Source organism: Sulfitobacter profundi (genome assembly GCF_042661425.1).
Classification (GTDB): Bacteria; Pseudomonadota; Alphaproteobacteria; order Rhodobacterales; family Rhodobacteraceae; genus Sulfitobacter; species Sulfitobacter profundi.
In genome coordinates this window covers 1-20,605 of record NZ_JBHSWA010000001.1, presented here as the reverse complement: position 1 = coordinate 20,605, position 20,605 = coordinate 1, and the positions used below count along the sequence as shown (strand labels likewise).

Below are 20,605 nucleotides of genomic sequence, written 5' to 3'. Positions count from 1 at the left end.
GGGGAGGCGTAAACCATGGCTGACAAAAGTTTTCTCGACTGGCCCTTTTTGAGCCGCGCCACAAGGAGTTGGCGCTGGCTCTGGACGAGTGGGCGGCACGCGAGTTGAAGAACGTGGATCACGGCGACACCGATGGGGCCTGCCGCGATCTGGTGACGATGATGGGCCAAGACGGCTGGCTGCGCCACAGCGGCGCGGAGGGGGACGAGGTGCTTGATGTGCGCAGCCTTTGCCTGATCCGCGAAACGCTGGCGCGCCATGACGGGTTGGCGGATTTTGCCTTTGCTATGCAAGGGCTTGGCACCGGCGCGATCTCACTTTTCGGGAGTGATGAGCAAAAGGCCGAATGGCTCCCCAAGACCCGTTCGGGACAGGCGATTTCGGCCTTTGCCCTAACCGAGCCGCAGTCCGGCTCAGACGTGGCAAACTCCACCATGACAGCCACGTCAGACGGCAACGGCTATGTGCTCGACGGGCGCAAGACGTGGATTTCCAACGGCGGCATCGCGGATGTCTACACCGTCTTCGCCCGCACCGGAGAGGCACCGGGCGCCAAGGGGTTGTCGGCCTTCATCGTGCCCGCCGACACACCGGGGCTTAGGGTCGAGGAACGGCTAGAGGTTATGGCGCCGCATCCACTGGCCACCTTGCATTTCGATGGCGTGAAACTACCCGGCTCGGCGCTTCTGGGTGAGGCGGGGCGCGGCTTTGCCATTGCCATGTCGGTGCTGGATGTCTTCCGCTCCACCGTCGCCGCCGCCGCCCTCGGCTTTGCCCGCCGTGCGCTGGACGAGGCGCTTTTGCGCGTCACCAGCCGTCAGGTGCAGGGCGCGCCGCTGAGCGAATTGCAACTGGTGCAGGGCCATATCGCGGACATGGCGCTTGACGTCGATGCCGCCGCTTTGCTGGTTTACCGCGCCGCTTGGACCAAAGACAGCGGCGCGCCGCGCGTCACCCGCGAGGCGGCGATGGCCAAGCTTTTCGCCACGGATCAGGCGCAAAAGGTGATCGATAAGGCCGTTCAATTGCACGGTGGCGACGGCGTGCGCAATGGCGAGGCAGTGGAGCGACTTTACCGCGAAATCAGGGCCTTGCGCATTTACGAGGGCGCGTCGGACGTGCAACGTATTGTCATCGCCCGCCAGACTTTGGGAGCCATGTCATGAAGCTGCACCCGACCGGACATGAAGACACCTTCGCCCGTGAAAACCTGCCGCCCTTCGACCAGTGGCCGGACTTGCTGTTGGACCGCTTCGACTATCCCGATCGCCTGAACGTCGGCGTCGAACTCACTGACAAGATGGTGGAAAAAGGGTTTGGCGACCACACCGCACTGATCGGCAACGGGCGGCGTCGAACCTATAAGGAACTGGCTGACTGGACCAACCGTCTGGCTTCCGCGCTGGTCGAGGATTTGGGGGTGAAACCCGGCAACCGGGTGTTGATCCGCTCGGCCAACAATCCTGCGATGGTGGCCTGCTGGTTGGCGGCGACCAAGGCGGGGGCGGTTGTGGTCAACACCATGCCGATGCTGCGCGCGGGCGAGCTTGCGGCCATCGTCGACAAGGCCGAGATCACCCACGCGCTCTGCGACACGCGGTTAATGGATGAGATGACGGCCTGCGCCAAAACCTCCAAATTCCTCAAAACGGTCGCGGGTTTTGACGGCACCAGCAACCACGACGCCGAGTTGGACCGGTTGGCGCTGGAAAAACCGGTGCAGTTCGAGCCGGTGGACACCGCGCAGGACGATGTGGCGCTCTTGGGTTTTACCTCAGGAACCACCGGTAACCCTAAGGCAACAATGCATTTTCATCGCGATCTTCTGATCATCGCAGATGGCTATGCGCGCGAAGTGCTGAACGTCACGCCAAGGGATGTTTTCGTCGGCTCGCCGCCCTTGGCCTTTACCTTTGGCCTTGGTGGCCTCGCGGTTTTCCCGCTGCGCTTCGGGGCCGCCGCGACGCTTTTGGAGACCGCCAGCCCGCCCAACATGATCGAGATCATCGAGAAGTACAAAGCCACCGTCTGTTTCACCGCGCCCACCGCCTATCGCGCGATGTTGCAGGCGATGGAAGAGGGCGCGGACCTCAGCAGCCTGCGTGCCGCCGTTTCCGCCGGAGAGACGCTGCCTGCACCGGTTTATCACGAGTGGCAGGAAAAGACCGGTAAACCCATGCTTGACGGCATCGGCGCGACGGAAATGCTCCATATCTTCATCTCGAACCGCTTCGACGACCACCGCGCCGCTTGCACCGGCAAGCCCGTCACGGGCTATGAGGCGCGGGTGATTGATGCGGACGGAAACGAGGTGCCGCGCGGCGAGGTAGGCCGTCTGGCCGTGCGGGGTCCAATCGGCTGCCGCTATTTGGGCGACAAGCGGCAGGCGGATTATGTCAAGGACGGGTGGAACATCACCGGCGACAGTTTCACCATGGACGAGGATGGCTATCTGCATTTCGCCGCCCGCAACGACGATATGATCATCAGTTCTGGCTACAATATCGCCGGGCCGGAGGTCGAGGCGGCGCTGTTGAGCCATCCTTGTGTCAGCGAATGTGGGGTGGTGGCCGCCGCGGATGACGCGCGCGGCTCTATCGTTCAGGCGCATGTGGTTCTGGTTGACGGAACTCCAGAAGACGCCAATACTATCAATCTATTGCAGGATCATGTTAAAGCGACCATCGCACCCTATAAATACCCGCGCGACATTCGTTTCATCAAAGAACTGCCCAAAACCGCGACCGGCAAGATCCAGCGTTTCGCGCTGAGAGAGGATACATGAGCAGTTTCGACGAAGCCTCCAAAGGCGCCAAGATGAATTTCGCCAAGGACAAGTCCTATGGCGATTACCTTGGGCTGGACCAAATCCTGACCACCGAGAACCCGCTCGACATGGCGCATGATGGGCTGCTTTTTATCATCCAGCACCAGACCTCGGAGCTATGGATGAAACTGGCGATCCATGAGTTGACCGCCTGCCGAAAGGCGCTTCAGGCAGGGGAATTGCGCCAGAGTTTCAAGATGTTGACCCGTGTGGCACGGATTTTCGAGCAGCTTAATTCGGCTTGGGATGTGTTACGGACTATGACGCCGAGCGAATATACCCAGTTCCGTCCGCACCTTGGTGCCTCTTCTGGGTTTCAGTCCTACCAGTACCGTCTGATCGAATACCTGCTGGGCAACCGGATCGCGGCGCTGACCAAACTGCATGAACATACGCCCGAACCCCATGCGGCGCTGGTGGCGGAGATGCAGCAGCCGAGCCTCTATCAGGTGGCGATTGATCTGCTTTGCACGCGGCTGGGGGAGCCGTCGCTTGCCGGCAGCCCCGAGCCGCAAGCTTGGCAGCCGAAGGCCGAGGTTCAAGCCCTGTGGAAACAGGTTTATGAAGACCCGACAACTCATTGGGAACTCTACGAATTGGCGGAAAAACTGGTCGATCTCGAAGACTACTTCCGGCGTTGGCGGTTCAACCACGTGACCACCGTGGAACGTATCATTGGTTTCAAGCGCGGCACCGGGGGCACCGCTGGGGTGACCTATCTGCGCAAAATGCTTGAGGTGGAGCTTTTCCCTGAGCTTTGGCATGTGAGAGGAGCACTGTAAGTGTCTGTTTTGAAAAAAGATCAGTTCATCCTACCGGAGGGCGTCATCTACCTCGACGGCAATTCGCTGGGGCCATTGTCCAAGGCCGCCGCCGCGCGGGTGCAGGAGATGATCACTGCGGAATGGGGTGAGATGTTGATCCGAGGCTGGAACCAAGCCGGTTGGATGGAACAGCCCGCCCGCGTTGGCAATATGGTGGCCGGGATCGTTGGCGCGCCGGAAGGTTCGGTCGTTATGGGCGACACCCTGTCGATCAAGGTTTTTCAGGCGCTGGCCTCGGCGCTGAAGCTGCGCCCGAACCGCAAGGTGATCCTGTCGGACAGCGGCAACTTCCCGTCGGACCTCTACATGGCCGAGGGGCTGGTGGGGCTTTTGGAGCAGGGCTATGAGCTGCGCACCGTGGCGCCAGAAGAGGTGACGGGGGCCATCGGCGAGGATATCGCCGCGGTGATGCTGACCGAGGTCGACTACCGCACTGGCCGCAAGCACGACATGAAGGCGATCACCGAATTGGCCCATGCCAATGGCGCGGTGATGATCTGGGATCTGGCCCATTCAGCGGGCGCGCTTCCGGTGGACCTTGCGGGCAGCAACTGCGAGTTCGCGGTGGGCTGTACCTACAAGTATCTCAACGGCGGGCCGGGTGCGCCGGGCTTCATCTACGTCCGCCCCGATCTGGCCGACGAAGTGCAACCGGCGCTGGCCGGTTGGCTGGGGCACCGCCAGCCATTCGCTTTTGAGCAGAGCTACCAGCCCGGACAGGGGATCGAGCGGATGCGCGTCGGCACCCCGCCGGTGATCCAGTTGACCGCGCTTGAAGTGGCGATGGAGCTTTGGGCGGATGTGGACATGCAAGAACTGCGCGCGGCCTCTATCGCGCTGCAAGAGCAGTTTATCAAAGAGATCGAGCGCGACGTGCCGCAGCTGACCCTGGCCAGCCCGCGCAACAGCGCCGAGCGGGGCAGTCAGGTGTCGTTCCGCTTTGACGAAGGCTATGCCGCGATGCAGGCCGTGATCGACCGCGGCGTGATCGGCGATTTCCGCGCGCCTGACATCATGCGTTTTGGCTTCACGCCGCTTTATATCGACGCCGAAGATGTCTCCAAAGCGGTCGCGATTATCCGCGATGTGATGGAGAACCGTCTCTGGGATAACGAAAAATACAAGACCCGCGCGCGGGTGACCTGACAGCATCAGGCGCAGGCGCTAAGCTGGCAAGACGACCCAATTGAACGGGCCCGGTAAAGAGGCCCAAACCAACCAAGGGAGACTGAAATGAAGATGAAATCACTTGTGATGGCGGCCTCGGTCGCGGCACTGGCGGCAGGCGGCGCATGGGCCGAAGAGGGAAAGGTGAAGGTCGGCATGATCACCACCCTCTCGGGCGGCGGCGCGGGCCTTGGCATCGACGTGCGCGATGGCTTTATGCTGGCCACAAAGATGGCCGGGAACGAGAACCTAGAGGTCGTGGTCGAAGACGACCAGCGCAAGCCCGAGATTGCAGTGCAACTGGCCGACAAGATGATCCAGTCCGAGAAGGTCGACGTGATGACCGGCATCATCTGGTCCAACCTCGCCATGGCCGTGGTGCCCGCGGCGACGGCGCAGGGCAAATTCTACCTCTCACCCAACGCAGGCCCTTCGGCGCTGGCGGGCAAAGGCTGCAACCCGCTTTACTTCAACGTGGCATGGCAGAACGACAACCTGCACGAAGCGGCGGGCGCTTATGCCAATGACACGGGCTATGAAAACACCTTCATGCTGGCGCCGAACTACCCGGCGGGCAAGGACGCGCTGACGGGCTACAAACGGACCTATGATGGCGCAGCGGCGGGCGAGGTCTATACTGATCTGGGTCAAACCGACTATGCCGCCGAGATCGCGCAGATCCGTGCCTCGGGCGCTGACAGCGTGTTCTTCTTCTTGCCCGGCGGGATGGGGATTTCCTTCCTCAAGCAATATGCCAACTCGGGCGTGGACCTGCCTGTTGTCGGCCCGGCCTTCAGCTTTGATCAAGGCATCCTTCAGGCCGTGGGTGAGGCCGCTCTTGGGATCAAGAACACCAGCCAATGGAACAAGGATCTCGATAACGAAGCCAACAAGACCTTCGTCGAGGCCTTTCAGGAGGAATACGACCGTCTGCCGTCGCTCTATGCAAGTCAGGGTTATGATACCGCGAACCTGCTGCTAAGCGCGATGGAGAAGGCGGATGTGTCGGATGCCGAAGCCTTTGGCGCGGCGCTGAAAGAGGCTGATTTCGACAGCGTGCGGGGCAAATTCTCGTTTGGTAACAACAACCACCCGATCCAAGACTACTACGTGCGCGAAGTGGTCAAAGAGGGTGATGTCTATACCAACAAGCTGATCGGCCCCTCGTTGACCGATCACGCTGATGCCTACGCGGCTGACTGCAAAATGTAATCCCGCGCGGCCCCGGGCGCCGATTTGGCGCGCCGGGGCCGACGTATCAACGCTTTCACGCCGGTCCTCGCGACCGGCGCGCCGGGAGGCTTTGCCAAATGTCACTCATCCTGCTGATTGAACAGGTGCTGAACGGAGTCCAATCCGGGGTCATGCTGTTTTTGATGGCCGCGGGGCTCACGCTGATCTTCGGGGTCATGGGGCTCATTAACCTCGCCCATGGTTCGCTCTACATGGTCGGTGCCTTTGCCGCCGCGGCGGTTGCGGCGGCGACGGGGTCGTTTCTCTTGGCGCTGGTGGCGGCCTTGGCCGCGGCGGCGCTGGCGGGCTGCTTGATCGAGATGACGGTGATCCGCAGGCTCTATGACCGCGACCACCTCGACCAAGTGCTGGCGACCTTTGCGCTGATCCTGATTTTCTCAGAAGGCACACGGTTTCTCTTTGGCTCCTTCCCGCTGTTTCTCGACATTCCGGCGGCCCTGTCCGGCCCGGTGACCCTGCCGGGGGCATCCAGTATCCGCTCTACCGGCTCGTGATCATCGGCGTCGGTCTGGTAATTGCTGCAGGTCTGTTCCTGCTGATCGCCCGCACGCGCATCGGCATCCAGATCCGCGCAGGTGAGGCTGACCGCGAAATGATCGGGGCGCTTGGCGTCGATATCGCCAAACTCTACACGCTGATCTTCGCCCTTGGGGCCGCCCTTGCGGGTCTCGCCGGTGCGCTGGTGGGCGCGATCCAGTCGGTGCAGGTGGGCATGGGGGAGCCGGTGCTGATCCTTGCCTTTGTGGTGATCGTTATCGGCGGCATCGGCTCAATCAAGGGCGCGCTGATCGGGGCGCTACTGGTGGGGCTGACGGACACGCTGGGATCGGTCCTGCTGCCGCTCTTTTTGCGAATTTCATGGAGGCCTCGGCGGCCACGTCCGTCGGCTCCTCGCTCGCCTCCATGTCGATTTACATTCTGATGGCGGGGGTCTTGCTGTTCAAACCCACCGGCCTCTTTGGGGAGGCCTGAGCCATGATGCGCGAAAAACTCGTAAACCTCTTTCTCTTCCTGCTGCTGCCGGTGACGGCGTTGGCGGCTTTCGCGTTGGACGAGCCATTCATCATCACGCTGGCCACCAAGGCGGCGATCCTCGCCCTTGCGGGCGTGGGGCTGAACATCGCGCTCGGCCTCGGCGGGCTGGTGAGCTTTGGTCATGCAGCATTCTTTGGGATCGGCGGCTATGCCATGGGCATTCTCGCCGCCCATGCGCAGAGCTACACACCGATCATGGAGAGCCCATTTCTGATCGAAGGCACCAAGTCGATGCCGGTGATCTGGCTGGTGGCGATTGTGGTCTCTGGCCTTGCTGCGCTGCTGATCGGGGCGCTGTCTTTGCGCACCTCGGGCGTCTATTTCATCATGGTCACGCTCGCCTTCGGGCAGATGCTGTTCTACTTCTCGATCTCATGGCCCGCATATGGCGGCGAGGACGGGCTGTCGATCTATGTGCGCAACGGCTTTCCGGGGCTCAACACGCTTGATCCGCTGACTTTCTTTGCCATCACCTTTGCGGTGCTGGCGCTGGTGCTGCTGTTTGCAGGGCGTCTGGCGCGGGCTCCTTTCGGCCTTGGGCTGTCGGCGGCGCGGCAGAACGCCGAGCGGGTCGAAGCCGTGGGCCTCGCGCCCTTCCGGCTGCGGCTGGTGGCCTTTGTCATCTCGGGAGCGGTGACGGGGCTGGCGGGCGCGCTTTTTGCCGATCTCAACCGTTTCGTCAGCCCGACGATGTTCTCGTGGCAGACCTCTGGTGAGATCATGATCTTCGTGATCCTTGGCGGGGTTGGGCGGCTCTTTGGCCCGGTGGCCGGGGCGGCGCTATTCATCTTGCTTGAGCATGTCTTGGGCGGGCTATCGGAGTTCTGGCACATCTATCTGGGGCTGTTGCTGTTGCTGGTGGTGCTCTTTGCGCGCGGCGGCATGATCGGCCTCGTTGCCGGACGGGAGGTGGCCCATGACTGAAGGGATGACAGATGTGCTGTTGGACGTGCGCAACCTGCACAAAAGCTTTGGCGCGTTGAAGGCGACTGATGATGTCTCCCTCACCCTGCGGACGGGCGAAATCCACGCGCTTATCGGCCCCAACGGGGCGGGCAAGTCGACGCTGATCAAGCAGATTGCGGGCGGGCTGCGCTCGGACAGCGGGTCGGTCCATTTTGCCGGGCAGGACGTGACACCGATGACCACCGTGCAGCGGGCGCGGGCGGGGCTGGGGCGAACGTTCCAGATTTCGTCGCTGGCGATGGAATACACGGTGCTGCAAAACGCGGTGCTGGGCGCGCTTGGCCAATCGGGCCGGGTGATGCGCTTTTTCGCGCCAGTGATGCGGCAGCAGAAGTTGCGGGAAGAGGCGATGCGCGCCTTGGAGTTGGTAGGGCTCGCGGATCACGCGGCCAAGCGCACCGCGGACCTGTCGCATGGGCAACGTCGCCAGCTTGAGGTCGCCGTGGCGCTGACCCTACGGCCCAAGGTGTTTCTGATGGATGAACCGATGGCGGGGCTCGGGGCCAGCGGCTCTAAGGAGATGACAGGCTTTCTCGACGGGCTGCGCCGCGAGGCGCCGATCCTGCTGGTGGAACATGACATGGACGCGGTTTTCGCACTGGCGGACCGCATTTCGGTGCTGGTCTATGGCCAGATCATCGCCAGCGGCACGGCGGCCGAGATCAAGGCCGATCCGCAGGTCCGGGTGGCCTATCTGGGCGAGGAGGACGCAGCATGAGCTTGCTGGAGTTGAACGACATCACCGCCTCCTACGGGCCGACGCAGGCGCTTTTTGGCGTCGATCTGTCGCTGGAGGCGGGCGAGGTCTGCGCGCTGATGGGGCGCAACGGGATGGGCAAATCCTCGACCATCAAGGTGATCTGCCGGATGCTGAAACACGATGGCGGTGGGCTGCGCTTTGACGGGCGCGACATCGCGGGCCTGCCCAGTTTCCGGGCCGCGCAGGCCGGGGTGGGTCTGGTGCCCGAGGGTCGGCGCTGTTTCGCGCCGCTGACGGTGCACGAAAACCTCATCGCCGCCGCTCGCCCCGGTGCATGGGACGAGGCGCGGGTCACGGCGCTTTTCCCACGGCTGGGGGAGCGGCGCGATCAGGCGGCCGGCTCGCTTTCGGGCGGGGAGCAGCAGATGCTGGCAATTGGCCGTGCGTTGATGACCAACCCGAAATTGCTGCTGCTGGATGAAGCGACCGAGGGCTTGGCCCCGTGGTGCGCCAAGAAATCTGGGCCGCTGTGGCGCAGCTTAAACGCGACAGCGGGCTGGCGCTTTTGGTGGTGGACAAATCCCTCGCCGAGCTGCGCCGCGTGGCCGATCACGCCGTCATTCTCGAACGTGGCCGCTCGGTCTGGTCTGGCCCGATGCCCGCGCTCGATTCCCAAATCGCCGATCAATTTCTCGGCGTGTGACTGTTAACAAAAAGGAACACGACATGTCGCATCAAATCATTCAGCCCAAGGGCTGGGCCCCGCGAAGGGCTATGCAAACGGCGTGCTGAGCGCGGATGGTCACCTGTTCGTCGGCGGTCAGATCGGCTGGACCGCCGAGCAGAAGTTCGATTGCCATGACTTTATCGGCCAGATGAAACAGGCGTTGCAAAACATCCGCGAGGTGGTCGAAGCCGCTGGCGGCACGCCCGAAGACATCACCCGTCTGACGTGGTATGTGACGGATAAGAAAGAATATCTTGCCGCGCAAAAGGACGTGGGCCGTGCCTATCGTGAGGTCATGGGCAAGCATTTCCCGGCCATGGCGATGGTGGTCGTCGCCGGATTGGTCGAGGATGCCGCCAAGCTTGAGATCGAAGCCGATGCGGTGATCAACCGCTAAGCGATCCCGCCGCCGGGGTCAGCCCCGGCGGCGCAGCGCCGGAAGCGCCGCCGAAAAGGCCGAGGACAGCGCAAAGAGACCTGCCGCGATGCTGACGATGCTGGGCCCCGTCGGCGTGTCGAATTCCAGTGATGCCATCAGCCCGCCCAACGCCGCCAGAGCGCCCAGTCCCATCGCCCAAATCGCCATAGTCTCAGGCGTGCGGGCAAAGGGGCGGGCGGTGGCGGCGGGGATGATCAGCATGGCGGCGATGAGCAGGGCGCCTACGACCTTGATGGCCACGGCGACCATGATCGCCAGTGCCAATGTCAGGATCAATTGCTCGCGTTTCGGGTTCCCGCCAGAGGCTTGGGCAAGATCGGGGTTCAGCGTGGCGGCCAGCAGCGCCGACCAGCGCCACGCCAACAGCAGCGCCACGGCCAGCGCACCGCCCCAAATGACGGCAAGGTCAAATCGGGTGACGGCGAGGATTTCCCCAAAAAGGTAGGACGACAGATCAACCCGCTGCCCCGGCAGCAGGGACACGGCCACCAACCCAAGCGCCAGCGCGGAATGGGCCATAACGCCCAAAAGCGCATCGGCGCTGACATTGCGGCCCGAAAGCGTGCTGATCACCAGCGCCATGACCAGCGCCACCAAAAGCACGCCCGCGGTGATCGGCAAATCGGTCGCCAGCGCCAAGGCCACGCCCAGCAAGGCCGCGTGGCTCGTGGCATCGCCGAAATAAGCCATGCGCCGCCAGATTACGAAACAGCCCAACGGCGCGGCGGCCAGTGCCACGCCAAGCCCGGCAAGCGCTGCGCGCAGAATAAAATCGTCAAGCATTCTCAGTCTCTTGGTGGTGGCCTTCACAGGCGTCGCCGTGATGGTGGTGGTGGTGATCATGGTCATGGCGGTAAAGGGCCAGAGCTCCTTGGGTGCCACTGCCGAACAATGCGCGGTATTCCGGCGCATCGGCCACGGTCTCGGGTGTGCCTTCGCAGCAGACATGACCGTTGAGGCAAAGCACCCGGTCGCTCGCCGCCATGACCACATGCAGATCATGGCTGACCATCAGCACGGCGCAGCCCAAATCTTGGCGTACGGCCTCAATCTGGCGGTAAAACGCAGCAGAACCGGGTTGGTCGAGCCCTTGGGTCGCCTCGTCAAGGATCAACAGGTCGGGCTTCTCCAGCAGGGCGCGGGCCAGAAGCACGCGCTGGAACTGCCCGCCAGAGAGGTCGACCATCTGCCGCTCGGCCAATTCCGGCACACCGGCGGTGGCAAGGGCATCGCGGATCGCTTCGGGCGTTTGGCGGCGCGGCAGGTTGACGAAACGGCGCACGGTCAGCGGCAGGGTCGCGTCGATCTGCAACTTCTGCGGCACATAGCCGATGCGCAGCCCCGGTTTGCGGGACACCTTGCCCGCCGCCGGTTTCAGCGCCCCGATCAGCGCCCGAAGCAGGCTGGATTTGCCCGACCCGTTGGGGCCGACGATGGTGACAATCTCCCCCGGTTCGATGTTGAAGTTCACATCGCGCAGGGCGACTTGTCTGTCGTGGCGCAGGGTAAGGCCACGGGTCTCAATCAGGCTCATGCGCCGGTCTCCTGACAGGCGGGGCAAAGACCCTCGGCCTCGACCACGCTGCGCTCAATGCGGAAGCCTGCGGCCCGGGCGGCATCGCCAAGGCGGCTTTTCGTGGGTGAGGTTTCGGCCTCTGCCACCGACCGGCAGCTGCGGCAGATCAGAAAGGCGGGCGCGTGGTCTTCGCCCGGATGTACGCAGCCCACATAGGCGTTGAGCGCTTCGATCTTATGGGCTAGCCCGGCTTTGACAAGAAAATCCAGCGCGCGATAGGCCACAGGGGGCTGCGCGCCCAAGCCTTCGGCCGAGAGATGGGCCAAGAGGTCGTAGGCGCCCAAGGCGCGGTGTTCGGCCAGCAGGATTTCCAACGCGCGGCGGCGTACGGGCGTCAGCCGCAGCCCGCGCGCGGCGCATTGTGCTTCGGCGGCCTGCATGGTGCTGCGCATACAGGCGGCATGGTCGTGATCGCGGAATTCGATGGCGCTCATGGGGGACCTCAATTCGTTTGGGTATTGATATGTTATAACAGCGGTGTTAGCAAGGTGATACTATAACATTTGAAGGTCTGCCATGTATCGTTTCACGCTCCCCGCTGCCATTCTTGCCTCTGCCGCATCGCCGCTTTGGGCGGAGGTGCCTGCCGTCGCCACGGATATCGCGCCGGTCCATGCGCTGGTGTCTCAGGTGATGGAAGGGGTTGGCACGCCTGACCTCATCGTGCCGCCGCGCAGTTCACCACATGGCTATGCGATGCGCCCTTCCGAGGCGCGGGCGCTGAGCGGGGCGGACTTGGTCGTCTGGGTCGGCCCGTTGCTGACCCCTTGGCTGGCCGATCCGCTGGAATCTCTGGCCAGCAGCGCGAGCCATCTGGCTTTGCTGGAGCAGCCGGGCACCCGCGTCTTGGCGTTCCGTGAGGGGGCGACATTCGAAGCCCATGATCACGGCGATGAGGGAGATGAAGACCACGGGGCGGAGGAGCATGCCGAAAAGGGGGATGATCACGAAGCGCATGGTCACGACGCGCATGGTGACGAGGCGCATGAGGAGCATGACCACGAGAAGCGTGACGATGAGGAGCATGACCACGAAGGGCATGACAACGCAGAACATGACGCGCCAGCGCCTGACGAAGACCATGACGATCGCGGGCATGATGAGGCTCATGCGCATAGCGGCGTTGACCCCCACGTCTGGCTTGATCCGCAGAACGGTCAGCTTTGGCTGGGCCAGATCGCCGAGGCGCTGGCCGAGCTAGACCCCGACAACGCCGCACAGTACCGTGAGAACGCCGCCGCGGCGCAGGCCGAGCTTGCCGCCTTGGAAGAGGACATCGCCGAAACCCTCGCGCCGGTTAAAAACCGCCCCTTCATCGTTTTCCATGATGCCTACCACTATTTCGAAGCGCGTTTTGACATCGAAGCACGCGGCGCCATCAGCGAGAATGACGCCCGCGCGCCGGCGCGGCGCGGGTTTCTGAACTGCGCGACTTGGTGGCCGAAAGCGGCGCGAAATGCGTCTTTGCCGAGCCGCAGTTCAACCCCGGCCTAATCGCCGCCGTGACCGAAGGGCAGGGCACCGGGACCGGCACGCTCGATCCGCTGGGGGCTGATCTGGAACCGGGCGCTGCGCTCTATGCCGATCTGCTGCGCGGCATGGCAGAGAACATGGCCGCTTGCCTGTCGGATTGAGCCTAGCGCCGAAACGAAAAAGTGGTGCAGCCGGGGAAGCTGCACCACATCTTACATGCTGAAATAACTTTTATAGAATTCTGATCAGACGGCGATTTTACCGCCGCCCTCTTTGGTGATGACAACCACCGCCGGGCGCGGAGGCATCTTGGGGTCGAAGTCGGGCCACCGGGTGGCTGGGTCTTCGAACGTGCTTTCCCGCTCAAAGCCGGGGATGTCCTTGGTTCCGTCCGTACCGGGGTGCTGCACCGCGACGAAAAGCGTCTCGCCATCCTCGGTGAAGTAGGGGCCGCACATCTCACCGCCCACGGGGCAACGGAAGAAGAGCTTTGAGGTCCCGCGCGCCTCGCCTTCGGTCTCTAGCGCGTAAAGCCCGTCGGATTTGCCTGTCTTGCCCCAGCTGCTGCCCTGATCGGTGCTGATCCAGAGCCGCCCGTCGGCGTCCATCGCGGCGTTGTCGGGGCTGCCGAACCAGCCGTTTTCGGACGTCTCAGGGTTCCACTGCGCGCCGACCTCGGCAACCTTTGGGTCACCGCATTGCACGAGGATCGACCAAGTGCCGCTGGTGGCGGCGTGGTCGGCGTCGGCCTCTTTGATCTCGATGATATGGCCAAAGCTGCTGTCGGGGCGCGGGTTGGCGGCGTTGGTGTCGCCTTCCTTGCGCTTGGTGTTGTTGGTCAGCAGGATATAGGCCGTGCCATCGCCGCGCGGCTGCGCGTCTTCGGGGCGGTCCATGGGGGTGGCACCCAGCAGGTCGGCGGCCAGACGGGTGTCGATCATCACGTCGCCTTGATCGTTGAAGCCGTTTTCGGCGGTCAGCGGGCCGGCGCCATGCACCAGCGGCAGCCAATTGATCGTGCCATCCTCCTCAAAGCGCGCGACATAGAGCGTACCCTCGTCCAGCAGAGCGCCATTGGCCGCCGGATCATCGGAAACGGTGCCTTCGGAGACGTATTTGTACTGATAGTCAAAGCGGTTGTCGTCGCCCATATAGACCACCAGCTTGCCATCTTTGCTGACCGTGGTCTCGGCACCTTCGTGGCGGAAACGGCCCAGAGCGGTGCGTTTGACGGGGGTTGAGGTCGGGTCCATTGGGTCGACCTCGACAACCCAGCCGAATTTGTTGGGCATGTTGGGTTCGGCATCCACGTTGAAGCGGTCGTGCTTTTGGCCCCAAGCGTACCACATGCCCGGTACGCCGTAGCGGTCCCAAGATTTCTCTTCCGCGGCACCGCTGATGTCGGGATTGCCATCGGCATCCAGCTTGTCGGTCCAGAAATAGCCGTGGAAGTTCTCTTCGGCCATGAGCCATGTGCCCCATGGGGTGAGGCCGCCCGCGCAGTTGTTGAGAGTGCCGATGACGTGGGTGCCGCTGGGATCGTCATTGGTCTTCATCCGCGCGTGACCAGCCGCAGGGCCGCTCAGCGTCATCGCGGTGTCGAGCGGGGTGATACGACGGTTCATCTTGCCATCACGCACCACCTGCCACTTGCCTACCTCATCGCGGGCGATCTCGACGACCGAGCCGCCGTGGGCGGCCATCTCAATGTCGATCAACTCAGGCGTCATGCCTTTGAAGTCGACTTTGTCCTGACGGCCAAGGCCGGGGAACATGACCTCTTCGTTGGTGTATTCATGGTTCACGCACAGGAGGCCACGGCTGCCGTCTTCGTTTAGGGGCACAAAGCCCACGTAGTCGTTGTTGTAGCCGAATTGTTGTAGCTGCGCGGCGGCGGTCTGGTTCATCACGTCGAACTCGGGCGCGTTGGCGGTGATCGGATCGCCCCACCGCAGCAGGATCTGCGCGTCATAGCCGGGGGCGACATGGTGGGTCTCATCATTGCCCCATGCCAGTTCATCAAAGACATAGCGGCTGGTGGCGGCATTGGCCTTGGACGGGGCGATGGCGGCAGCGGTGCCGAAAAGTGCTGTGGTGGCGGAAACCCCAAGCATGCCGCGCAGGATGTCGCGGCGGCCATAGCGGGCGTTGATCACATCACCGATGGTGCGCGAAAGGTTCGCGTTCGTGGGGATGTCGTCAAAGGCCTCAAAGGCTTCGGCCTTGTTGCCGATGGCGGGGTCGTTGAGAATTTCGCGGCGGGTCATCATGCTTCCTCTGGTGACTTGGCTGGCCCCCATCTGCACGATGACTGTCACGGTTTTATGACGCGCTAGATCGGGTTGTTGCGAAATCCGACGATGAGTTGACGCAGACCAATCGCAGCCCCGGCAAAGATCGACGCCAAGGTAACAGGTCCGCTGAAGGCCAAGACCGATATGGCCGAGATGCCTTGCCCGATGGTGCAGCCCATGGCGATCACTGCGCCAGCGCCCATAAGCCCCGCGCCGAATATCTGGCGGCGCAGCTCGCGCGGGTCTTCGCAGGCCTCCCAACGGAAATGCCCTTGCCAGAGAGAGCCGAGGAAAGCGCCGACCCAGACGCCCGAGACAGAGCCAATGCCAAAGCTCAGAGGGCGGACAGAGCCTTGCATGGCGTAGAGCAGTGTCTCTCCCACGGGGGCGGCATAGCTGTGAGACATGAGCGTCTGTGCGCCAAAGCCGGTTTGCGCCAGCCACGCCGTGCCCGCCCAGCCTGAGACGATGGCGAGACCGGCGATTATGCCCCAAAAGACCATACGGAAATCACTGCGAAAGCTGCGGGCGCTCAGCATGAGGGCGCAGATCACGAGGCCCAGAGCCACACCGATCATTGGCACCGACCCGCCCGTGAGCGCAGAAAGCGTATGGGCAATGCCATCGGGCGGGCCCACGCTCAACTGGCGGGGGAAGAGAAACACACGCGCCGGGGCGAGGGGGCCGGAAAGCACAGCAAAGGCTGCCAGCCCCATGACCACGACAATGACGAAGGCGCGCAGATCACCGCCACCAAGCCGCGCCAATGCGCCAAAGCCGCAGGTGCCCGCCAGTGCCATGCCGTAGCCGAAGATCAGCCCGCCAAAGATCGCGGGCGCCCAAGAGAAAGCGATGGTCAGGTGAAAGGCGCGGTCGATGTTGATCAGCCCAAGCCCGCCGAGGGTGAAACTGCCCAGCATCGCCACACCGATCGCCAAGCCCCACATGCGCATCCGGTGGCTGGAGCCACCATAGAGCAGGTCTTCGATGGCGCCCATTGTACAGAACCGCCCCAAACGTGCGGCAAGGCCCAGCAATACGCCGCCCAATCCACCCAAGACGGCGGCGGTCAGCGGCTGGCCCAGAAGTTCAATCATCCTTGCAGAATAATTCGTAGACCAGTTCCAGCATTTTGCGGGGCCGATCATCGGCCAGACGGTAGTAAATCGTTTTACCGTCGCGCCGCGGTGTCACCAAACCTTCGAGCCTGAGCCGCGAGAGTTGCTGCGATACCGCCGCCTGCCGGGTCGAGAGCAGGGCTTCCAACTCGCTCACCGATTTCTCACCCGAAACAAGGTGACACAGGATCATCAAGCGCCCCTCATGGCTAATCGCTTTGAGGAAATTCGATGCGGTCACGGCATTGGTCAGCATCCGGTCCATGTCTTCTTCAGACATGTCGGGTGTCATCACGGGCAGGGCTGTCATTCGGTTGGTTCCTCGAAATCGGTCTTGTCGCGCAATAGCATGTTCAGCATGGGCCAGAAAAATTCCGCGCCGGGGTAGCCTTCGAGCCGGCCCAGTTCGGTGTCATCTTCAACCAGCAGGAAGGTCGGCGTAAAGACCACCGCGCGCTGGGTGACGCTGTCTTCGACGACAGAAATATCAACGCGGCGCAGCGGAGCAAACTCCCCTTCGGCGGTTTTGGGATAGGCGGGGGCGATCTCTTTGTCCCAGCGTTCGCAATAGATGCAGCCGGGCTGTTCGACCATGACCAGTTCCACCGCCCAAACGGGCAGGGCGGTAAAGGCCGCGAGGCTCAGGGCGGTCACTGTGCGGATCATTGGCTTGCCTGATTGACGTTTGGACAACACTCAACGTAATTTGAATATGTGAATTGTTCAAGCGCGGCGGCATGTGTCGGCGCGGGCAGGGGGTAACATGTTCGACATCACCTATGCAGGTGCGCTTCTGGCGGGGCTGCTCAGCTTCTTTACGCCCTGCATTCTGCCTATGGTGCCGTTCTACCTCAGCTATATGGCGGGGCTCAGCGTGACCGAGTTGCGCGGCGATGGCGCGATTGCGCCGGGGGCGCAGCGGCGGTTGGTGCTGTCTTCGGTGCTCTTTGCGCTTGGGGTCTCGACGATCTTTGTGCTCTTGGGCATGGGGGCCACGGCCTTGGGGCAGGTGTTTACGCAATACCTTGAGCCGCTCAGCTGGGTGGCGGCGGCGATCTTGTTGGTCTTTGGCCTGCATTTTCTGGGCGTCATCAAGGTGCCGCTGCTCTACCGCGAAGCGCGGTTAGAGGGGGCGGCAAGCCCACGTCGATCTGGGGTGCCTATGTGATGGGGCTGGCCTTTGGCTTTGGCTGGACACCTTGCGTGGGCCCGGCGCTGGCGGCGATCTTGATGATAGCGTCGGGCATGGGGGACATCACGCATGGGGCTGTTGTTGTTCGCCTATGGCGTCGGGATGACCGCGCCCTTCGTGGTGGCGGCCCTCTTGCCAAGCCGTTCCTCAACTGGGCCGCGCGGCATATGGCGCTGGTGCAAAAGGTCGAAAAGGCGATGGGGGTCATGCTGATCCTCTTTGCCGTGCTGATCGTGACGGGCGGGGTGCAATTGATCGCGGATGCGATGATCCGTTGGTTCCCCAGCTTCACGACGTTAGGGTAACCGCAACAAGGAGGAGGACGCCAAGATGATTATCTCAAGGATAGGGGCCGCAGTGGCGGCAGCGATGCTGGCTTGGCCATTGGCCGCGGCGGAACTGGGCGACGACGGGCTGCACAAGACGGCATGGATCCGTGACACCTTCAAAGACCTTCGCGAGGATCTGGAGGAGGCCGGGGCCGAGGACAAGCGCTTGATGCTGATGTTCGAGCAGCGCGGCTGTATCTACTGCACAAAAATGCATGAGGAAGTCTTTCCCGCCGCTGAGATCGCCGATTACATCGAAGAAAACTACTTCGTTGTGCAGCTAAACTTGCATGGCGATATCGAAGTGACCGATTTCGATGGCGAGACCCTCTCGGAAAAGCAGATGGCGCGGAAATGGGGGATTCTTTTACCCCGACGATGATGTTCCTCCCGCCTGAGGTGGCCGAAGGCGCGACAGCGCCGCAAGCCGCGGTGGCAGTGATGCCGGGTGCCTTTGGCAAGGGCACGACGCTGGATATGCTGACGTGGGTCAATGAGGAACGCTACGCCCTTGAGGGGGCTGAGGATTTCCAACGCTACCACGCGCGGATGATCCAAGAGCGCAACAACGGCAGCACGGATTGACCGATGAAAAGCGGCGCTGCGCGGGTAAAGCTATTCAAAAGTTTGAATTTGTTGTTGCGCCGCGCCGCATCCCTGTCTTAGGGTCAGGTAAACCGGATCACACATCACCGTGATCGGCACTGGGAGGAAGTTTTCGATGATGAGATGGATCGCCGCCGCAATTGTGTCGGGCGCGCCCGTTCTGGCCGCCGCTGAAACCGTGGCACCTGCCGACGTGACCTATGATGACTATGGTTCGGTTGAACAATCCTTGACCGGCACGGCCGGAGACGCCGCCAGCGGTGCCGCCATCGTCGGCAACAAAAAGGCGGGCAACTGCGTGGCCTGCCATCAGATCGGCGCGCTCAGCGATGTGCCTTTCCAAGGTGAGATCGGCCCGATGCTTGACGGGGCGGGCGACCGCTGGACCGAGGCAGAGCTGCGCGGCATCGTTGCCAACAGCAAAATGACCTTCGAAGGCTCGATGATGCCGTCTTACTACAAGACAAGCGGGTACATCCGCCCCGGCGATGGTTTCACCGGCAAGGCCGGGTCTGAGCCGCTGCCACCTCTGTTGGACGCCCAGCAGATCGAAGATATCGTGGCGTTCTTGGTCACGTTGAAAGAGTAACGCGGGGCCCGTCGCGGCCAAGGGGCGGCGGAAGGCTCGACAGATCATCGCGGTCAGCGCACCGCGGCAATGGAATAACGGCGCAGAGCGCCGTTGACGCATAAGGAGATGAGAGATGAACTTCTCAAGACGTGAAACTTTCGGCCTCGGCCTTGGTGCCGTGGCGCTGACCATGCTGCCCGTGGGGGCCTCTGCCGCCACGGTCGACGAGCTGATCGCGGAATTCACAGGCGGAGCCGATATGGCCGACACCGGCGTGACCCTGACTGCGCCCGAAATCGCTGAGAACGGCAACACCGTGCCAATCTCGGTCGAAGCGCCGGGTGCTTCCGCGATCATGGTGCTGGCCACTGGCAACCCGACACCGCCCGTCGGCACCTTTAACTTCGGCCCCTTGGCAGGGAGCCGCAGCGCCTCCACCCGCATTCGTTTGGCCACGACCCAAGACGTTGTTGCCATCGCCAAGCTGGAAGACGGCACATTCGCCCGCACCAGCGCAGAGATCAAAGTCACAATCGGCGGCTGCGGCGGCTAAGCCCGCGCGCCCCAATTTTCAGGAGTTTTCAAAATGGCAGAAGGTGTAACCCCTCGCGTCAAAGTGCCGAAAAAGCCGAGACAGGTGAGGTCATCACGATCAAGACCCTTATCAGCCACCCGATGGAATCGGGCCAGCGCAAAGACGGCGACGGCAACGTCATCCCGCGTTCGATCATCAACCGCTTCACCGCCGAGTTCAACGGCGAGAGCGTGATCGACGTGAAGATGGAACCGGCGATGTCGACCAACCCCTATTTCGAATTTGACGCCACCGTGCCAGAGGCCGGCGACTTCAAATTCACGTGGTACGATGACGACGGTTCTGTCTACGAAGAAGTCAAATCCATCACGGTCGGCTGATCCCGCATCAGCCAGCACCATGCGTGGAACAGGGAGGAAAGACATGAAATTCAAGGCAATGACCGCTGTCGCGGCGCTTTTGGTGGCCGCCCCCATGCTGGGGATGGCCGATGAGGAGGCCGAGCTTGTCGTCAACGGCGAGATCGAGATGGTGACCAAGACCGATGCGCCCGCACATCTTGAGGGGGTTTTGCCGGAAATCATGTCTGGCTGGCGCTTTCGTTCGGCAGAGACCCAGCAAACGCAGATGGACGACTTCGACAACCCCGGCATGATCTTTGTCGACCAAGCCCAAGCGGCTTGGGACACGGCAGAGGGCAGCGAGGGCAAGTCCTGCGCGTCGTGTCACAATGACGTGGAATCGATGGAAGGCGTCCGCGCGGTCTATCCAAAATGGAACGAAGAGGCGGGCGAAGTACGCACGCTTGCGATGCAGATCAACGACTGCCGCGAGAACCAGATGGGCGCAGAGCCTTATAAATACACTGGCAACGACATGACCGCGATGGAGGCGCTGATCTCGGTCCAGTCACGCGGCATGCCGGTCAATGTGGCGATCGACGGCCCGGCCCAAAGCACTTGGGAACAGGGC

The 20,605-nt window shown here is 62.4% G+C and carries 17 protein-coding genes and 8 pseudogenes; 18 read left to right on the top strand and 7 right to left on the bottom strand.

What is annotated here, in order from left to right; all coding sequences use genetic code 11:
- Window positions 1–15 precede the first annotated feature (15 nt).
- The 10 genes and pseudogenes from ACFQAU_RS00125 to ACFQAU_RS00080 all read left to right on the top strand — a co-directional run bounded on the left by ACFQAU_RS00125 (window position 16) and on the right by ACFQAU_RS00080 (window position 9,897).
- Window positions 16–1,166, top strand: a pseudogene (locus tag ACFQAU_RS00125) (acyl-CoA dehydrogenase family protein).
- Window positions 1,163–2,785 (top strand): AMP-binding protein, encoded by a 1,623-nt coding sequence (locus ACFQAU_RS00120; protein ID WP_132443587.1) that lies wholly within the window; start codon window positions 1,163–1,165, stop codon window positions 2,783–2,785. The pseudogene ACFQAU_RS00125 and the gene ACFQAU_RS00120 overlap by 4 nt, the downstream one beginning before the upstream one ends.
- Window positions 2,782–3,609 (top strand): tryptophan 2,3-dioxygenase, encoded by an 828-nt coding sequence (locus ACFQAU_RS00115; protein ID WP_120350831.1) that lies wholly within the window; start codon window positions 2,782–2,784, stop codon window positions 3,607–3,609. The genes ACFQAU_RS00120 and ACFQAU_RS00115 overlap by 4 nt, the downstream gene beginning before the upstream one ends.
- Window positions 3,610–4,797: a kynureninase gene (kynU, locus tag ACFQAU_RS00110; RefSeq protein WP_132443586.1), complete on the top strand. Its 1,188-nt coding sequence runs from the start codon at window positions 3,610–3,612 to the stop codon at window positions 4,795–4,797. It begins immediately after the preceding gene.
- 87 nt (window positions 4,798–4,884) lie between these two features.
- Window positions 4,885–6,030: an ABC transporter substrate-binding protein gene (locus ACFQAU_RS00105; RefSeq protein WP_067941293.1), complete on the top strand. Its 1,146-nt coding sequence runs from the start codon at window positions 4,885–4,887 to the stop codon at window positions 6,028–6,030.
- Window positions 6,031–6,128: 98 nt separating this feature from the next.
- A pseudogene (locus ACFQAU_RS00100) lies at window positions 6,129–7,044 on the top strand (branched-chain amino acid ABC transporter permease).
- Window positions 7,045–7,047: 3 nt separating this feature from the next.
- On the top strand, window positions 7,048–8,031 hold the full coding sequence (locus ACFQAU_RS00095) for a branched-chain amino acid ABC transporter permease (RefSeq protein ID WP_132443584.1): 984 nt from the start codon (window positions 7,048–7,050) through the stop codon (window positions 8,029–8,031).
- A 4-nt stretch (window positions 8,032–8,035) separates the two neighbouring features.
- On the top strand, window positions 8,036–8,791 hold the full coding sequence (locus ACFQAU_RS00090) for an ABC transporter ATP-binding protein (RefSeq protein WP_120350835.1): 756 nt from the start codon (window positions 8,036–8,038) through the stop codon (window positions 8,789–8,791).
- A pseudogene (locus tag ACFQAU_RS00085) lies at window positions 8,788–9,476 on the top strand (ABC transporter ATP-binding protein). The gene ACFQAU_RS00090 and the pseudogene ACFQAU_RS00085 overlap by 4 nt, the downstream one beginning before the upstream one ends.
- 23 nt (window positions 9,477–9,499) lie before the next feature.
- Window positions 9,500–9,897: pseudogene (locus tag ACFQAU_RS00080) on the top strand (RidA family protein).
- An 18-nt stretch (window positions 9,898–9,915) separates the two neighbouring features.
- On the opposite strand, the gene ACFQAU_RS00075 reads toward ACFQAU_RS00080, so the two are convergent.
- Genes ACFQAU_RS00075 through ACFQAU_RS00065 form a run of 3 tightly spaced genes read right to left on the bottom strand, consistent with a single transcriptional unit; the run spans window position 9,916 to window position 11,949 of the window.
- Window positions 9,916–10,722: a metal ABC transporter permease gene (locus ACFQAU_RS00075; protein ID WP_205570912.1), complete on the bottom strand. Its 807-nt coding sequence runs from the start codon at window positions 10,720–10,722 to the stop codon at window positions 9,916–9,918.
- On the bottom strand, window positions 10,715–11,473 hold the full coding sequence (locus ACFQAU_RS00070; protein WP_132443582.1) for a metal ABC transporter ATP-binding protein: 759 nt from the start codon (window positions 11,471–11,473) through the stop codon (window positions 10,715–10,717). The genes ACFQAU_RS00075 and ACFQAU_RS00070 overlap by 8 nt, the downstream gene beginning before the upstream one ends.
- Window positions 11,470–11,949: a Fur family transcriptional regulator gene (locus ACFQAU_RS00065; protein ID WP_132443581.1), complete on the bottom strand. Its 480-nt coding sequence runs from the start codon at window positions 11,947–11,949 to the stop codon at window positions 11,470–11,472. Before ACFQAU_RS00065 ends, ACFQAU_RS00070 begins: the two co-directional genes overlap by 4 nt.
- An 82-nt stretch (window positions 11,950–12,031) precedes the next feature.
- Here ACFQAU_RS00065 and ACFQAU_RS00060 point away from each other — a divergent pair, with 82 nt between their 5' ends.
- Window positions 12,032–13,009: a zinc ABC transporter substrate-binding protein gene (locus ACFQAU_RS00060; RefSeq protein WP_386279670.1), complete on the top strand. Its 978-nt coding sequence runs from the start codon at window positions 12,032–12,034 to the stop codon at window positions 13,007–13,009.
- Window positions 12,952–13,149, top strand: a complete 198-nt coding sequence (locus ACFQAU_RS00055) for a metal ABC transporter solute-binding protein, Zn/Mn family (RefSeq protein WP_386279665.1) — start codon at window positions 12,952–12,954, stop codon at window positions 13,147–13,149. Before ACFQAU_RS00060 ends, ACFQAU_RS00055 begins: the two co-directional genes overlap by 58 nt.
- Before the next feature lie 84 nt (window positions 13,150–13,233).
- Here the strand turns inward: ACFQAU_RS00055 and ACFQAU_RS00050 are convergent, their stop codons facing one another.
- From ACFQAU_RS00050 to ACFQAU_RS00035, 4 genes are all read right to left on the bottom strand, one after another.
- On the bottom strand, window positions 13,234–15,255 hold the full coding sequence (locus tag ACFQAU_RS00050) for a PhoX family protein (RefSeq protein WP_132443579.1): 2,022 nt from the start codon (window positions 15,253–15,255) through the stop codon (window positions 13,234–13,236).
- Between the two features lie 65 nt (window positions 15,256–15,320).
- Window positions 15,321–16,379, bottom strand: a complete 1,059-nt coding sequence (locus tag ACFQAU_RS00045) for a YeeE/YedE family protein (RefSeq protein ID WP_132443578.1) — start codon at window positions 16,377–16,379, stop codon at window positions 15,321–15,323.
- The gene (locus ACFQAU_RS00040) at window positions 16,372–16,710 is read right to left on the bottom strand and encodes an ArsR/SmtB family transcription factor (RefSeq protein ID WP_067628371.1); all 339 of its coding nucleotides are present in this window, start codon (window positions 16,708–16,710) and stop codon (window positions 16,372–16,374) included. The genes ACFQAU_RS00045 and ACFQAU_RS00040 overlap by 8 nt, the downstream gene beginning before the upstream one ends.
- Window positions 16,707–17,066 (bottom strand): hypothetical protein, encoded by a 360-nt coding sequence (locus tag ACFQAU_RS00035; RefSeq protein WP_386279660.1) that lies wholly within the window; start codon window positions 17,064–17,066, stop codon window positions 16,707–16,709. Before ACFQAU_RS00035 ends, ACFQAU_RS00040 begins: the two co-directional genes overlap by 4 nt.
- Window positions 17,067–17,163: 97 nt before the next feature.
- Here ACFQAU_RS00035 and ACFQAU_RS00030 point away from each other — a divergent pair.
- The 6 genes and pseudogenes from ACFQAU_RS00030 to ACFQAU_RS00005 form a co-directional block, all read left to right on the top strand.
- Window positions 17,164–17,897: pseudogene (locus ACFQAU_RS00030) on the top strand (cytochrome c biogenesis CcdA family protein).
- A 25-nt stretch (window positions 17,898–17,922) separates the two neighbouring features.
- Window positions 17,923–18,506: pseudogene (locus ACFQAU_RS00025) on the top strand (thioredoxin family protein).
- Window positions 18,507–18,642: 136 nt separating this feature from the next.
- Window positions 18,643–19,116 carry a sulfur oxidation c-type cytochrome SoxX gene (gene soxX, locus ACFQAU_RS00020; RefSeq protein ID WP_386279657.1) on the top strand — a complete coding sequence of 158 codons (474 nt, stop codon included), beginning with the start codon at window positions 18,643–18,645 and terminating at the stop codon, window positions 19,114–19,116.
- Between the two features lie 115 nt (window positions 19,117–19,231).
- Window positions 19,232–19,651 carry a thiosulfate oxidation carrier protein SoxY gene (gene soxY / locus ACFQAU_RS00015; protein ID WP_067628363.1) on the top strand — a complete coding sequence of 140 codons (420 nt, stop codon included), beginning with the start codon at window positions 19,232–19,234 and terminating at the stop codon, window positions 19,649–19,651.
- A 33-nt stretch (window positions 19,652–19,684) separates the two neighbouring features.
- Window positions 19,685–20,013, top strand: a pseudogene (gene soxZ / locus ACFQAU_RS00010) (thiosulfate oxidation carrier complex protein SoxZ).
- 43 nt (window positions 20,014–20,056) lie between these two features.
- A pseudogene (locus ACFQAU_RS00005) lies at window positions 20,057–20,605 on the top strand (sulfur oxidation c-type cytochrome SoxA); the annotation flags it as partial.

Excerpts from the sequence above, each read along its gene's own strand:
- ACFQAU_RS00120 (WP_132443587.1), top strand. The coding sequence starts at position 1,163 with ATGAAGCTGCACCCGACCGGACATGAAGACACCTTCGCCCGTGAAAAC.
- ACFQAU_RS00115 (WP_120350831.1), top strand. The coding sequence starts at position 2,782 with ATGAGCAGTTTCGACGAAGCCTCCAAAGGCGCCAAGATGAATTTCGCC.
- ACFQAU_RS00105 (WP_067941293.1), top strand. The coding sequence starts at position 4,885 with ATGAAGATGAAATCACTTGTGATGGCGGCCTCGGTCGCGGCACTGGCG.
- ACFQAU_RS00095 (WP_132443584.1), top strand. The coding sequence starts at position 7,048 with ATGATGCGCGAAAAACTCGTAAACCTCTTTCTCTTCCTGCTGCTGCCG.
- ACFQAU_RS00090 (WP_120350835.1), top strand. The coding sequence starts at position 8,036 with ATGACAGATGTGCTGTTGGACGTGCGCAACCTGCACAAAAGCTTTGGC.
- ACFQAU_RS00075 (WP_205570912.1), bottom strand. The coding sequence starts at position 10,722 with ATGCTTGACGATTTTATTCTGCGCGCAGCGCTTGCCGGGCTTGGCGTG.
- ACFQAU_RS00070 (WP_132443582.1), bottom strand. The coding sequence starts at position 11,473 with ATGAGCCTGATTGAGACCCGTGGCCTTACCCTGCGCCACGACAGACAA.
- ACFQAU_RS00065 (WP_132443581.1), bottom strand. The coding sequence starts at position 11,949 with ATGAGCGCCATCGAATTCCGCGATCACGACCATGCCGCCTGTATGCGC.
- ACFQAU_RS00060 (WP_386279670.1), top strand. The coding sequence starts at position 12,032 with ATGTATCGTTTCACGCTCCCCGCTGCCATTCTTGCCTCTGCCGCATCG.
- ACFQAU_RS00050 (WP_132443579.1), bottom strand. The coding sequence starts at position 15,255 with ATGACCCGCCGCGAAATTCTCAACGACCCCGCCATCGGCAACAAGGCC.
- ACFQAU_RS00045 (WP_132443578.1), bottom strand. The coding sequence starts at position 16,379 with ATGATTGAACTTCTGGGCCAGCCGCTGACCGCCGCCGTCTTGGGTGGA.
- ACFQAU_RS00040 (WP_067628371.1), bottom strand. The coding sequence starts at position 16,710 with ATGACAGCCCTGCCCGTGATGACACCCGACATGTCTGAAGAAGACATG.
- ACFQAU_RS00035 (WP_386279660.1), bottom strand. The coding sequence starts at position 17,066 with ATGATCCGCACAGTGACCGCCCTGAGCCTCGCGGCCTTTACCGCCCTG.
- soxX (WP_386279657.1), top strand. The coding sequence starts at position 18,643 with ATGATGAGATGGATCGCCGCCGCAATTGTGTCGGGCGCGCCCGTTCTG.
- soxY (WP_067628363.1), top strand. The coding sequence starts at position 19,232 with ATGAACTTCTCAAGACGTGAAACTTTCGGCCTCGGCCTTGGTGCCGTG.